We start from the raw sequence: 13,953 nt of genomic DNA on the forward strand, positions 1-13,953 counted from the left end.
ATGACCGGAATCTGTTGCGGCCGGGTAGTGATCGTCACCGGGGCGGGACGGGGCCTCGGGCGGGCGCATGCCCTCGCCTTCGCGGCCGAGGGGGCGCGGGTCGTCGTCAACGACCTCGGTGTCGGGCTCGACGGAGCGCCCGGGCCGGACAGCCCGGCCGCGCTTGTCGTCGAGGAGATCCGGGCGGGCGGAGGGGAGGCCGTCGCGCATGGCGGGGACGTCGCCACGCGCGCGGGCGCCGAGTCGCTGATCGCGGCGGCGCTCGATGCGTTCGGGCGGCTCGACACGCTCGTCAACAACGCCGGGTTTCTGCGCGACCGGATGCTTGTGAATCTCGACGAGGACGACTGGGACGCTGTTGTGCGCGTCCACCTGAAGGGGCACTTTCTGCCGCTTCAGCAGGCCGCCGCGCACTGGCGGGCGGAGGCGAAGGCCGGGCGTACGCCTGAGGCGCGCGTCGTCAACACCAGCTCCGGAGCGGGGCTGTTGGGGTCGGTCGGGCAGGGCAACTACAGCGCGGCGAAGGCGGGCATCGTCGGGCTCACGCTGGTGGCTGCCGCCGAGATGGGCCGCTATGGAGTGCAGGTCAACGCCATCGCGCCGGCCGCGCGTACGCGGATGACGGAGCGGGCCTTCGCCGACACGATGGCGGCGCCGGAGCCTGGCACTGGCTTCGACGCCATGGCGCCCGAGAACGTCTCGCCGCTCGTCGTCTGGCTCGGCTCGGCCGCGTGCGTCGGGGTGACTGGGCGGGTCTTTGAGGCGGAGGGTGGGCGGATCACTGTCATGGAGGGATGGCGGGCTGGGCCGACCGCGGACAATGGGGCGCGGTGGACGCCGGCCGAGGCGGGGGATGCGGCTCGCAAGTTGCTTGCGGGGGCGGAGGTGCCGGGGGCTGTGTACGGGGCGTGAGCGCTCCGCTGGGGGCGGTTTTTGGCTGCGGGTTGAGTGTGGCTGGTCGCGCAGTTCCCCGCGCCCCTTGGGTGGTTGGTGGGTGCGGGGCCGCGGTCCGGTGCGTCAGCCCGTCGCCAACAGGGCATACGGCCCCTTGCTGACACAGGGCGTAGCTGTGCCCAGACCGAAGCTAAGCGACGGGCATAGGACGCACCGGCCCACGTCCCCTCCCGCCGGAGGGAGGGTGCCGGTTTCGTCGGGGTGTGGGCTTGTCGGTTCGCTTGCTCTTCGGGGTGCGGGCAGTCGCAGGCTGTTTAGGGGCGCGGGGGACTGCGCGATCAGCCACAACGCACCCGCAGCTGCGACACGACTGTCACACCCCACCCCGGTAGGCACCCCACCCGCCGGAGGCGTCCCTCCCGCCGGAGGCAGGGGCCTGGGGCGCAGCCCCCCACGCGGCGGAGCCGCAAATTGTTACAGCCGGGAAGGGGCGGGGCTGGGAAAAGGACCCCCCCGGCTCAGATCCGCCGCGGCAGCGTAGACGCCAGCAGCGTCCGGACCCGGTCGTCGCGTATGTGCTCGACCGCCTCCTCCGCCGTCGCGCGCGGCGTACTGTCGGGCCGCTCCTCGGCAAGCAACCGCTCCAGCACAGGGATCGCGCGGGAATCCTGACGCACAGCCAGTCCCCGCGCCGCCTCCGCGGCAACCTCCGCATCCGGGTCCCCCAACAGCGCGGCAAGCGCATCCCGCAGCGCTGGCGTGTCCGCGTCGAGCACGGCCAGCGCCGTCGTCGCCCAGTTGCGCACGTCCCTGTCGACGTCACGCGACAGGGCGACGAGCCGAGCGACGCCCTCCGCGTGCGAGGCGGGGACCAGCCCGCACAGGGCAACGGCGACGGCACGTCGTACGCCGGTGTCCGCGTGGCGGGCGTGCCGCAGGATCTCGGGCAGGGCGGCGGGATCCTGGTGCTGCCCGAGCGCCGCGACCACGCATCGCAGCGTCAATGGGTCCTGGGCCCCGCGCGCCAACTCCCGCAGCAGCGGCACGCTTTGGGCCGCGTACGGGCGTACAGCCTCCTCGCCCTGACCCGGCCCACCCTCCGCCCCCAACCGCCCCAGCACATCCGCCCCGAACACCTGCAGCAACGGCTGCGCACCGTCCCCGCACCACAGCACCGCCGATCGAAACGTCTCCTCGTCGCCGCGCCGCGCGAGCACGGTCACCGCCTCGGTCCAGTCGTCGTTGTCGGGGTCGGCGCAGCGCAGGGCGCGGTCGGCGAGTTCCGGGGCGGGGGCTGCGATGCCCAGCGAGGTCTCCAGGACGGTGACGATGGCCGCGTGGCCCGTCTGCTGGTCGTTGCCCGAGGTGTGGCTTTCCCCGGCCTTCAGCAACCTGACCTCGACGGTCACACCGCCGTCCTCCCGGTAGCGGCGGGTGACGCACTCATGGCCGGTGCCGTGCGTGCGCTCCAGGCCCGCCCGCAGCTCCGCCGCCACATCGAGACTCAGCCAGCGCCGGGCCTCGGTCAGCGCCTCCGCCCGGGCCCGCGCCCCGTGCTCGAGCAGGGCGCGGACGCAGCCGAGGGAGCCGCGGCGCGCGGCCGTCACCAGCGAGGGCTCGCCGTTGGGGCCCAGACGGTTCGGATCCGCACCGCGCGCCAGGAGCTCGGCGACCACGGGCGCGTGGCCGCGCTGGACAGCCCAGGCCATGGCCGTGAACCCGAACTCCTCCACCAGATCCGGCCGCGCCCCGGCCGCCAGCAGCGCTCGTACGACCTCTGTGTGCCCGCCGCACGCAGCCCCGCACAGCGGCGAGTCCGTGCCCGAGCTGAGCCGGTCCGGTTCGGCTCCGGCGGCCAGGAGGAGGCGTACGACACCGGGGCCGTCCGTGATCATGGTCGCCAGATACAGGACCGTCTGCCCGTCCTCGTCCACCGACTCCGGACTCGCGCCCGCGCGCAGCATCCGTACGACCGCGTCCTCGTCGTCCTCGTACACGGCGGTGAACAGACCGGCCGCCAGATCGTGCGTGTTCATCTTTCGACCTTCGCCCGTCAGACACGTATAGGGCAAAGCATTTCGCCATGAATCACGTGACCTTGCCCATACGTCGCACTGGGTTACGTGTCGCACTCCAGCACCGTGCGGCACAGACCGCAGCGGGCCCGTACCCGGCCCCGTACCGGTACCCGGATCCGTTGATGGCAGGTCGGGCAGGGAAACGACACGCGCAGCGGGCCATGGCCGTCGGGCGTGAAGTCGTACGGGACGCCGACGGGACGGCCGTGGTGGTCCTGGGCGTGCCGGCGGTCCTTCGCGTAGCGGCGGCGGCCCGCCCAGCCGGCCGCGGTCAGCGGGGGCTGCTGCTCGTCGTGGCGGGCCCGCGTCATGCCCTTCGTGTACGCCGTGTACGCCTGCGGGCTGGTGAACCACGTCGCCGGATCCTCGCCGAAGACCAGCGACCGCTTGGCCAGGACGTACCCGAACTCCTCCGGAGTCAGATAGCCGAGCTTCTGCGAGGAGGCGCCGTCCTCGCGGAACGCGTCGAGCAGCAGCCAGCCGGCGCCCAGATACGTCGTCGCGGTGTCCGTGAGGATCTCGTTGTCGCGCGTGCCCGGGAACGACAGGTCCAGACGGTGCAGGTACACATGCATGATCTCGTGCGCGAGGGCGGCGCCGATGTCCCTGCGGTGGGTGCGGAAGCGGTCGTTCAGCTCGATGAAGTACTCGGGGCCCGCGGCGAGTTCGACATTCGCCGCATGGTGCATCTCGCGGAAGCTGACGATCATGCGGGCGTCCGGCAGCCGGAAGTGCTGGACCAGCTCGCGGGCCACGCGCTGGGCACCCAGGTACAGATCGTCCTGATCCGCGAACGCCACGTCGGCGGGGGCCACGCTGGTGTCGAAGGTGTGGATGGTGTCGTACGAGAGCCGCTTGTACAGCGCGGTGATCGCCGCCCGCACCGTGTCCAGGTGCGGGTAGCCATGCTCGACGGGACCGCCGTTCGCCACGCCCGCACCCCCAAGAGGCCCTGAACCCACATCCACGATAATCCCCGGCGCTCGCGGGTGGCGTCGAAGACCCGTGGGGCGGGTCGTAGGGTGAACGCTCATGACCACCAGCGACAACGGAACCTCAAACGTCGAGCCTGCCGCCCCCGCCGTCCGCGCCGAGCTCGACCGGCTGCGCGACAGCATCGACAACATCGATGCCGCCGTCGTCCATATGCTCGCCGAACGCTTCAAGTGCACCCAGCAGGTCGGCCACCTCAAGGCCGCCCACCAGCTGCCGCCCGCCGACCCGGCCCGTGAGGCCCACCAGATCGCCCGGCTGCGCCGGCTCGCGGAGAACGCCAAACTCGACCCCGCGTTCGCCGAGAAGCTCCTCAACTTCATCATCGCCGAGGTCATCAGGCACCACGAAAACATCGCCGGCAACGCGAACACCGGCAGTGTTTCGACCGGCTGACCCCATACATCGCGCTTTTGTCCGCGCACCCCCTCGGCCTCGCGGCCGAAATGAGGCATCCTGCGCGCAGCACTCCTTGTCAGTCTGTGAGTACTCCCTGTCAGCCAGTCCGGGCACACTGGTTGTCCAGAACGAGGGGACTTCGCGCGATGCTGTCGGATGCCAAGATCCTCATCGTCGACGACCATGAGGAAACGCTCTACGCGCTGGAAAGCGCCCTGGCCCCGCTCGGCTACCGGCTGGCGCGCGCCACCAGCGGCGACGCCGCCCTCAAGGAAGTCCTCCGCGGCCAGGTCGGACTCCTCGTCCTCGATGTGCACATGCCCGACGTCAACGGCTTCGACGTCGTCCGCTATCTGCGTCGCCTGGAACAGACCCAGCACATCCCGGTCATCCTGGTCACCGGTTTCGGCCCGGACGCCGAACTCACCACCACCGCCTTCCGGCTCGGCGTCGCCGACCTGGTGATGAAACCCATAGACCCCTGGGCCCTGCGCACCAAGGTGCGTTACCTGTATGACGCCCACCAGAGATATCTGCGGATGAGACAGGAGGTACGCGAACTCCGCGCGCTGGTAAAGGAGTTACCGCCGCCGAACCAGACCCCCGAACCCGACCCGCGCCTCGACACCCGCGTACCGCCGCAGCGGCCGATCCTCCGCCAGCACGACCAGACCGCGTAGGACCACCCGCGACCACGTCTGACCACGATGACCGTGTCCGTACCAGGCAGCCGACCGGAACCGGACCTCGCCTGCGCCGCGCCCCGCCCATCAGGCAGCATGTCCCCATGTCCGTACTGACGCGCGCCGAAGCGCAGACCCGTGCCCGGCTCCTCGACGTCCACCGCTACCAGATCGAACTTGACCTGACACGCGGCGACGAGATCTTCACCTCCCACACCGTCATCCACTTCACGGTACGGAGCGACCTCGAGGCCGTGGACACCTTCGTCGAGCTCAAGCCCGCCGAGCTGCGCAACGCCCGCCTCGACGGATACCACCTCGACCTGGACACCCTGGACGAGAACCGGCTGCCCCTCAAGGACCTCACCCCGGGCGAGCACGAACTGGACATCGAGGCCGGCATGCGGTACTCACGCACCGGCGAGGGCATGCACCGTTTCACCGACCCCACCGACGGCGAAACGTACCTCTACACCCAAATGTCCCTGGAAGACGTCCAGTCCGTCTTCCCCGCATTCGACCAGCCCGACCTCAAAGCCGTCTTCGAACTGTCGATAAAGGCACCCGAAGGCTGGACCGTCCTCGCCAACGGCATCACCGAGCACCAGGGCGACGGCCTGTGGAAGGCGGCCCCCACCCCGCTGATCTCCACCTACCTCGTCGCCATCGCCGCCGGCCCCTGGCACTCCGTACGCACCGAACACCGCGGACTGCCCTTCGGCCTCCACTGCCGCCGCTCACTGGCCCCGTACCTGGACGCCGACGCCGACGAACTCCTCGCCATCACCCGCGCCTGCTTCGACCGCTACCACGAGAAGTTCGAGGAGCCCTACCCCTTCGACTCCTACGACCAGGCCTTCGTCCCCGAATTCAACTTCGGCGCCATGGAGAACCCCGGCCTCGTCACCTTCCGCGACGAGTTCGTCTACCGCTCCGCCGTCACCGACACCGAACGCCAGACCCGCGCCATGGTCATCGCCCACGAGATGGCCCACATGTGGTTCGGCGACCTCGTCACCCTGCGCTGGTGGGACGACATCTGGCTGAACGAGTCCTTCGCCGAGTACATGGGCTACCAGACCCTCATCGAAGCCACCCGCTTCACCGGCACCTGGACCGACTTCGGCGTCACCCGCAAACCCTGGGGCTACGAAGCCGACCAGCGGACCTCCACCCACCCCGTCGCCCCCGACCCCGACTCTGTCCCCGACACCGCCTCCGCGCTCCTCAACTTCGACGGCATCTCCTACGCCAAGGGCGCCTCCGCACTGCGTCAACTCGTCGCCTGGCTCGGTGAGAAGGACTTCCTCGCCGGCATCAACACCCACTTCGCCCGGCACAAGTTCGCCAACGCCACCCTCGCCGACTTCATCCAGTCCCTCGCCGACAGCACCGAACGCGACGTCCACGCCTGGGCCGACTCCTGGCTGCGCACCACCGGAGTCGACACCCTCACCCCGAAGATCGTCCCGACGGACAACGGCACCTGCGCGCTGACGATCGCGCACGACGGCAGCCGGCCTCACCGCATCGCCGTCGGCCTCTACGACCGCGACCCCGACGAAGGCCGCCTCAGCCTCCGCGAACGCCTCGAAGTCGACGTCCCCCAGGCCGAACCAGCGCACCCCATCGGCAAACGGCCCGCCCTGCTCCTCCTCAACGACGCCGACCTCTCCTACGCGAAGATCCGCTTCGACCCCGACTCCTTCGCGACCGTACGCGCCGAACTGTCCGCCCTGCCCGATCCGCTGACCCGCGCAGTCGTCTGGAACGCCCTCCGCGACTGCGTACGCGACGGTGAACTGGCCCCCACCGCCTACCTCGAGGCCGCCCGCACCCACCTGCCGCTCGAGCGGGACCTCGCCCTCGTCCAGGGCGTCCTCGCCTTCGCCACCGCCCAGGTCGCCGACCGCTACCTGCCGGCCCCCGACCGGCCCGCCGCCCTCGCCACCATCACCTCCCTGTGCCGCGACATGATCCGCCGCACCGAGGACGGCTCCCACCCCGGACTGCGCCTGACCGCCGTACGCCATTTCATCGACGCCGCCGCCCAGCCCGACACGATCACCGCCTGGCTCTCCGAAGGCACCGTCCCCGGCGGCCCCGAACTCGACCCCGAACTGCGCTGGCGCATCCTCGGCCGCCTCGCCGTACTCGGCGCCATCGACGACGCCGTCATCGAGGCCGAACTCGTCCAGGACCCCAGCGCCACCGGCCAGGAAGGCGCCGCCCGCTGCCACGCCGCCCTCCCCGACCCCGAAGCCAAACGCCAGGCCTGGGAGGCCATGTTCACCACCGACGACCTCTCCACCTACCTGTTCACCGCCACAGCCAAGGGCTTCTGGCAACCCGAACAGGCAGATCTGGTACGGGACTACGTGCCGCGCTACTTCAAGCAGGCCCCGGCAGTGGCAGCCCGCCGGGGCTCCGCGATCGCAGAGGCAGCGGGCCGCTGGGCATTCCCGGTGTACGCGGTTTCACCGGAGACACTCCGCCTGGGCAAGAAATGCCTGACCAAGGGCAACGCGACTCCGGCCCTGCACCGCAAGCTGGTGGACCAACTGGACGACATGGAGCGAGCTTTGAAAGTAAGGGAGGAGTAGACGCGCCCCGTAGGGGCGCGGGGCTGTGACATTTGCGGCTCCGCCGCGTGGGCGCGAGCAACCACACTCAGCCCGCAGCTGCAAAACTGCCCCTACCCGCCGAGCTCTTTACCTGCTCAACCAGCGGAGCGTACCCGTACCCCCATTCGGGTAACGATCGTTGAGTCCTCCGGGCGCGCAGCCCCAACCCCGCGCCCCGGAGGACGACCATGAGCCCGCTCGCAACAGGCCCCACACCGGGCCTGGCTTCAAGCTTCGCTTCAGACCTCGCTTCAGGCCCTCAAGGTCCGGCCGCCCTAAGGCCGTTGATCACCACGGTCCTCGAAGCCCTACGCACCGGCGCCGCCGCAAGAAGAGGCCCCCTCCCCACCGGCGGCCCCGAAACAGTCGCCGCACGCATACGCACCGCCCTGGGCGAGCCTCTGCCCACACACTGCGACCCGGACGGGCTACGCACCCTCGTCCACGCCTTCGCCGCAGGCGCCGCCGACCCGGCCGACCCCCTGTGCACCGCCCACCTCCACTGCCCGCCCCTCGCCGTCGCCACCGCCGCCGACCTCGCCGCCTCCGCGCTCAACCCCTCCCTCGACTCCTGGGACCAGGCCCCCGCCGCCTCCGAGCTGGAGGCCCTGGTCACGGCAGCGCTCGCCAAGGAGGTGTACGGCACACCAGCCGACGCCCTCGTCACCACCGGCGGCACCGAGTCCAACCAGCTCGCCCTCCTCCTCGCCCGTGAACTGAACGGCGCCGTCCAACTCGTATGCGCCCAGAACGCCCACCACTCCCTGCACCGCGCCACCTGGCTTCTGGGCCTCCCCGCACCCATCACCGTCCCCGCCCTCTCAGGCACGCTCGACCCCGCCACCCTCGACGCAACCCTCACCAAGCTGCCCGGTCCACTGATCGTCGCCGCCACCGCCGGCACCACCGACGCCGGACTCATCGACCCGCTCCCCGCCATCGCCGACGTCTGCCGGGCCCACGGCGCCCGCCTGCACATCGACGCGGCGTACGGCGGAGGCCTCCTCTTCAGCGACCGCCACCGCGGCAGCCTCGACGGCCTCGCCCGCGCCCACACCGTCACCCTCGACCTGCACAAACTCGGCTGGCAGCCCGTCGCCGCAGGCCTGCTGGCCGTCCAGGACCCGCACGACCTCCGCGTACTGGAACACCACGCCGACTACCTCAACGCCGACGACGACACCGAGGCCGGCCTCCCCGACCTCCTCGGCCGCTCCCTGCGTACCACCAGACGCCCCGACATCCTCAAGATCGCCGTCACCCTCAAAACACTCGGACGGCAGGGACTCGGCGCACTCGTCGACCAAGTCTGCGCCCACGCCCGCGAGTTCGCCCACCTCATCGCGTCACACCACGGGTTCGAGCTCTACGCACCGCCCACCATCAGCACCGTCCTCTTCCGTCCCGTCCACTGGACCGACGACGCCGTAGCCGACGTACGCCGCACCCTCCTCACCGAAGGCAGCGCCGTCCTCGGCCGCGCCCGCCCCGACGGCCGCCTCTGGCTCAAAGCCACCCTGCTCAACCCGCACACCACACCCGGCGACCTCGCCGCCCTCCTGAAACTGGTGGAAGGACACGCACCCCGATGATCCCAAGTCCTCGCTCCGCACAGCACGAACCCGAGGCACCCCGCGACCTGGTGGGCATCGGCATCGGCCCCTTCAACCTCTCCCTCGCCGCCCTCGCCCAGCCCCTCACCGAACTCGACACCGCCTTCTACGACCAGCGCCCCGCCTTCGACTGGCACCCCGGCCTCCTCATCGACGGCGCCACCCTCCAAGTCCCCTTCCTCGCCGACCTGGTCACCCTCGCCGACCCCGTAAGCCCCTGGACCTTCCTCAACTACCTCCGCAGCCGCGACCGCCTCTTCCCCTTCTACTTCGCCGAGCGCTTCCACATCCACCGCGCCGAATACGCCGCGTACTGCCGCTGGGTCAGCGACCACCTCCCCGGACTCCACTTCGGCCACCGCATCGACGCCGTCCGCTGGAACCCGCACCGAGACCTCTTCGAAGTCGACTTCACCCGACGACCCGAAGGCGGCGCAGGCGCGGAAAGCGGGGAGGCCCACGGCTGTACGTACGCCAAGAACCTCGTCCTCGGCATCGGCACCGCCCCCCACATCCCCGAACCGCTCCGCCCCCTCGTCGAAGCCCCCGGCGTACCCGTCATCCACGCCGCCGACTACCTCGAACACCGCGAACGGCTCCTCACCGCCGGCCACATCACCGTCATCGGGTCAGGACAGTCCGGCGCCGAGGTCTACCTCGACCTCCTACGCCACCGCCCCGCAGGCCGCGAAAAGATCCACTGGCTCGCCCGGACAGAAGCGTTCGCCCCCATGGAGTACTCGAAACTCGGCCTCGAACACTTCACCCCCGACTACACGCGCTACTTCCACGCCCTGCCCGAACCCGTACGCGACCGCCTCGTCCCCGCCCAGTGGCAGCTCCACAAAGGCATCGACGCCGACACCATCGCCGCCATCCACGACGAGCTCTACCAGCGCACCCTCCACGGCGGCTGGCCCGACACCGTCCTCACCCCCGGCGTCCACGTCCGCACCGCGGGCCGCATCGACCGGACGGCCATCGAGCTCCACCTCGAACACGTCCAGCAGGGCACCGGTACCCGCCTCACCACCGACGCCGTCGTCCTCGCCACCGGCTACCGCGAACGCCCCCTCGAACCCCTCCTCGCCGGCCTCGACCCCTACGTGAGCCGCGACAGCGCCGGCCGCCCCCACATCGACGACCAGTACCGCCTCAGCCTCGCCCCCGCCGTCACCGGCTCCCTCTACGTCCAGAACGCCGAACTCCACACCCACGGCGTCGGCACCCCCGACCTCGGCCTAGCCGCCTGGCGCAGCGCCACCATCCTCAACTCCCTCACCGGCAAAGACCCTTACCCACTGCCGCGGCGCACCGCCTTCACCACCTTCGGCCTTGAAGACGGGATCACGGAGGGAGGGGATCAGGGGAAAACAGGGGCGCTCTCCCGCGTCCGTGTCCCGTGAGTGCGCGAGCCGCAGGTGTGGAGCCGACGGCAGCGCGTCACATGGCCACGACAGCGGTCTTTCCGCCATCCACAGTCAGCGTGGTGCCGTTGATGTAGGACGCCTTGGGTGACACAAGGAACCGGACAGCGTTCGCGACCTCTTCGGGGTCTCCGCCACGTCCGGCAGGCAGCGAGGCGAGGTAGGTGCCGTACATGTCGCGGATGCCCTCGTTCACCGGGGTGACGATGAAGCCGGGATCGACGGAGTTGACCCGTACCCCTCGAGGTCCGTATTCCGCCGTCCACGACCTGGTCATCATGGACAACGCCGCCTTCGACGCCTGGAAGGCGCACGTGCCGGCAGCGGCCATCGAGGTGCTCAGGCTCCCTACGTTGACGATGGCCCCGCGGCCACGCTCGGCCATGGCCGGGGCGAAGGCGCCCGTCAGGATGAACGGCGCCTTGGCGTGGACGTTGAAGGCAGCGTCGTACATCTCCTCCGGAGTGGACTCGGTCGGCGCGAAGCCTCCGCCTCCGGCGTTGTGCACCAAGACGTCGAGCGGGCCGTCGATGGCATCCCGTATCCGCTCGACCAGACCGCGTACCGCCGCGGGATCGCCCAGGTCGGCGACCAGATCGACCGCCCGGCCACCTTCGGCCTCGATGGATCGACGAGTCTCGGCGGCCCGCTCTCGATCGCGACCCGTGACGATGACCGAGTACCCGTCCTGAGCCAGGCCGGCCGCCGTCGCGCGACCGATCCCACTCGTCGAACCGGTCACCAGCGCCCATAAAGAGCCCTGCGTGGACGTCTCCAAGTGGCTGTGCTCGCTCATTGCCGCGTTCCTTTCACGTTCTCTGTTGGATGATCACCTCGCCGGCGATCACCGGGATCGTATTGCCCGGCAACCTGCCAGTAGGCAGCGGTCGCAGCAGAACCCGACAACAGCTCAGTCCCACAACCAGGCCACCGATGACAGAGTGGGACGTATGACCTCATCCGCAGAGGAACCCCGACCCGCAACCCCCTACGGCACGCCGGACGCTCCCCGCCTCGCTGTCCGCGGTGAAGCCCACCTCGAAGTCGACCCCGAGATCGCCCGCATCGGCGTCACCGTCATGGCCCGCGGCACCGACCGCCGCTCCGCCCTCGACGACCTCACCCGCCGCAACGCCACCACCCTCGACCTGATCAAGACGTACGGCCAGGCCGTCGAGCATCTGGAAACCGGCGCCTTCTCCATCAGCCCCGAACTCACCAAACACGGCCGCGGCGAACGCATCCGCGCCTACCACGGCCGCGTCCACACCACCGCCGAACTCACCGACTTCACCGCACTCGGCGAACTGACAACACGCCTGGCCGACCTGGACCTCACCCGCGTCGACGGCCCCTTCTGGGCGCTGCGCCCCACCTCACCGGCCCACCGTGAAGCCCGGCAACAGGCGGTACGTGAAGCCGTCCAACGCGCCCGCGAATACGCCGAAGCACTCGGTACGACCCTTGCGGCGCTGGTCGAACTCGCCGACATCGGCGCGGAAAACAGCGAGCGTTACGCAGTGGCCGCCTCAAGTCGCATGCGCAGCGCCGGTTACGCCGACGCCATCGAGGAATCCCGCGCCGCACCCCTCGACCTCGAACCCCAACGCCAGCACGTCTACGCCCACGTAAATGCCCGCTTTACGATGGCGCCCCCGGAGCTGTAATCACCGCCTTAAATGCTCATCGGAGCACCTCGGCGCACAATTCAACACTTGTCAATAGCCCTTCACGCAAAGGTCGTTGAGTAGTCATGCACGACCAATTCCTTACCCGCCGGTAAGCCCTAGGCTCGAACCATGCGCCGAGCAAAGATCGTCTGTACTATGGGCCCCGCCACCGACTCGTACGACCAGATCAAAGCACTGGTCGAAGCCGGAATGGACGTAGCCCGCTTCAACCTCAGCCACGGCACCTACGCCGACCACGAGGAGCGCTACCAGCACGTACGAAAGGCCTCCGACGAAAGCGGCCGCAGCGTCGGAATCCTCGCCGACCTTCAAGGCCCGAAGATCCGACTCGGCCGATTCAGCGAAGGCCCCGTACTGCTTGAACGCGGAGACACCTTCACCATCACCGTCGAAGACGGCGTCCAAGGCGACCGCCAGACCTGCGGCACCACCTACGACGGACTCGCCGCCGACGTCACCACCGGCGAACGCATCCTCGTCGACGACGGCAAAGTCTGCCTCGAAGTCACCGCCGTCGACGGCCCCCGCGTCCACACCACCGTCGTCGAAGGCGGCATGGTCTCCGACCACAAGGGCCTCAACCTCCCCGGCGTCGCCGTCTCCGTCCCCGCCCTCTCCGACAAGGACGAGGCCGACCTCCGCTGGGCCCTGCGCACCGGCTTCGACGTCATCGCCCTCTCCTTCGTCCGCAGCGGACGCGACATCGAGGACGTCCACCGGATCATGGACGAAGAGGGCCGCCGCCTCCCCGTCATCGCCAAGGTCGAAAAACCGCAGGCAGTGGACAACATCGAAGACATCGTGGCGGCATTCGACGGCATCATGGTCGCGCGCGGCGACCTCGGCGTGGAAATGCCCCTGGAACAGGTCCCGATCGTCCAGAAACGCGCCATCAAACTCGCCAAGCGCAACGCCAAGCCGGTCATCGTCGCCACCCAGATGCTCGACTCGATGATCGACAACTCCCGCCCGACGAGGGCAGAAGCGAGCGACGTCGCCAACGCCGTCATCGACGGCACGGACGCGGTGATGCTGTCCGGCGAGACAAGCGTCGGCAAATACCCGATCGAAACGGTCAGCACGATGTCCCGCATCGTCGAAGCAGCCGAGGAAGACATCCTCGCAAAGGGCCTGCCACCCCTGACCGAACGCAACAAACCCCGCACCCAGGGCGGCGCCGTAGCCCGCGCAGCAGCAGAAATGGGCGACTTCCTGGGCGCAAAGTTCCTGGTGGCCTTCACGCAGAGCGGCGATACCGTCCGCCGCCTCTCCCGCTACAGGTCGCCCATCCCTCTCCTGGCCTTCACCCCGGACCCGGCCACCCGCTCCCAGCTGAACCTCACCTGGGGCGTCGAAACCTTCCTCGGCCCCCACGTCAACTCCACTGACGCGATGGTCGACCAGGTCGACGAACAGCTCCTGAAGATCGGCCGCTGCCAGAAGGGAGACATCGTGGTGATCACGGCCGGCTCCCCGCCGGGCGTCTCGGGCTCCACGAACCTGGTCCGGGTGCACCATATTGGGGAGGACGACGCGCCCAAGTAGTGGTGT

At 69.6% G+C, this 13,953-nt stretch carries 11 protein-coding genes; 8 read left to right on the forward strand and 3 right to left on the reverse strand.

The features are described 5' to 3' along the window. Positions 1-912: an SDR family oxidoreductase gene (locus OHT21_RS35415; protein WP_328772341.1), complete on the forward strand. Its 912-nt coding sequence runs from the start codon at positions 1-3 to the stop codon at positions 910-912. Positions 913-1,412: 500 nt separating this feature from the next. Here OHT21_RS35415 and OHT21_RS35420 read toward each other — a convergent pair whose 3' ends face one another. After that, positions 1,413-2,930, reverse strand: coding sequence for an ankyrin repeat domain-containing protein (locus OHT21_RS35420; protein ID WP_328772342.1), 1,518 nt, complete (start codon positions 2,928-2,930; stop codon positions 1,413-1,415). Positions 2,931-3,013: 83 nt separating this feature from the next. Then, positions 3,014-3,904, reverse strand: a complete 891-nt coding sequence (locus OHT21_RS35425; RefSeq protein ID WP_328772343.1) for a hypothetical protein — start codon at positions 3,902-3,904, stop codon at positions 3,014-3,016. A gap of 100 nt (positions 3,905-4,004) precedes the next feature. Here OHT21_RS35425 and OHT21_RS35430 point away from each other — a divergent pair, with 100 nt between their 5' ends. The 5 genes from OHT21_RS35430 to OHT21_RS35450 all read left to right on the forward strand — a co-directional run bounded on the left by OHT21_RS35430 (position 4,005) and on the right by OHT21_RS35450 (position 10,690). After that, complete coding sequence (locus tag OHT21_RS35430) at positions 4,005-4,361, forward strand: chorismate mutase (RefSeq protein ID WP_328772344.1); 357 nt, start codon at positions 4,005-4,007, stop codon at positions 4,359-4,361. Between the two features lie 149 nt (positions 4,362-4,510). Next, a complete protein-coding gene (locus OHT21_RS35435; RefSeq protein WP_328772345.1) occupies positions 4,511-5,044 on the forward strand; it encodes a response regulator in 534 nt (177 codons plus the stop codon). A 107-nt stretch (positions 5,045-5,151) separates the two neighbouring features. Continuing rightward, positions 5,152-7,650: an aminopeptidase N gene (gene pepN, locus OHT21_RS35440; protein WP_328772346.1), complete on the forward strand. Its 2,499-nt coding sequence runs from the start codon at positions 5,152-5,154 to the stop codon at positions 7,648-7,650. Between the two features lie 209 nt (positions 7,651-7,859). Then, positions 7,860-9,263 carry a pyridoxal phosphate-dependent decarboxylase family protein gene (locus OHT21_RS35445; protein WP_328772347.1) on the forward strand — a complete coding sequence of 468 codons (1,404 nt, stop codon included), beginning with the start codon at positions 7,860-7,862 and terminating at the stop codon, positions 9,261-9,263. Continuing rightward, positions 9,260-10,690, forward strand: a complete 1,431-nt coding sequence (locus tag OHT21_RS35450; RefSeq protein ID WP_328772348.1) for a lysine N(6)-hydroxylase/L-ornithine N(5)-oxygenase family protein — start codon at positions 9,260-9,262, stop codon at positions 10,688-10,690. Before OHT21_RS35445 ends, OHT21_RS35450 begins: the two co-directional genes overlap by 4 nt. Positions 10,691-10,727: 37 nt before the next feature. Here the strand turns inward: OHT21_RS35450 and OHT21_RS35455 are convergent, their stop codons facing one another. Next, the gene (locus tag OHT21_RS35455) at positions 10,728-11,507 is read right to left on the reverse strand and encodes an SDR family NAD(P)-dependent oxidoreductase (protein WP_328772350.1); all 780 of its coding nucleotides are present in this window, start codon (positions 11,505-11,507) and stop codon (positions 10,728-10,730) included. Between the two features lie 154 nt (positions 11,508-11,661). On the opposite strand from OHT21_RS35455, the gene OHT21_RS35460 reads away from it, so the two are divergent. Together OHT21_RS35460 and pyk are read left to right on the forward strand one after the other, a co-directional pair. Then, entirely contained in the window at positions 11,662-12,378 is a 717-nt protein-coding gene (locus OHT21_RS35460; RefSeq protein WP_328772351.1) for an SIMPL domain-containing protein, read from the forward strand. Between the two features lie 132 nt (positions 12,379-12,510). Continuing rightward, positions 12,511-13,947, forward strand: coding sequence for a pyruvate kinase (gene pyk, locus OHT21_RS35465; protein ID WP_328772352.1), 1,437 nt, complete (start codon positions 12,511-12,513; stop codon positions 13,945-13,947). The last annotated feature ends 6 nt before the right edge of the window (positions 13,948-13,953 follow it).

Source organism: Streptomyces sp. NBC_00286 (assembly GCF_036173125.1).
Lineage (GTDB): Bacteria > Actinomycetota > Actinomycetes > Streptomycetales > Streptomycetaceae > Streptomyces.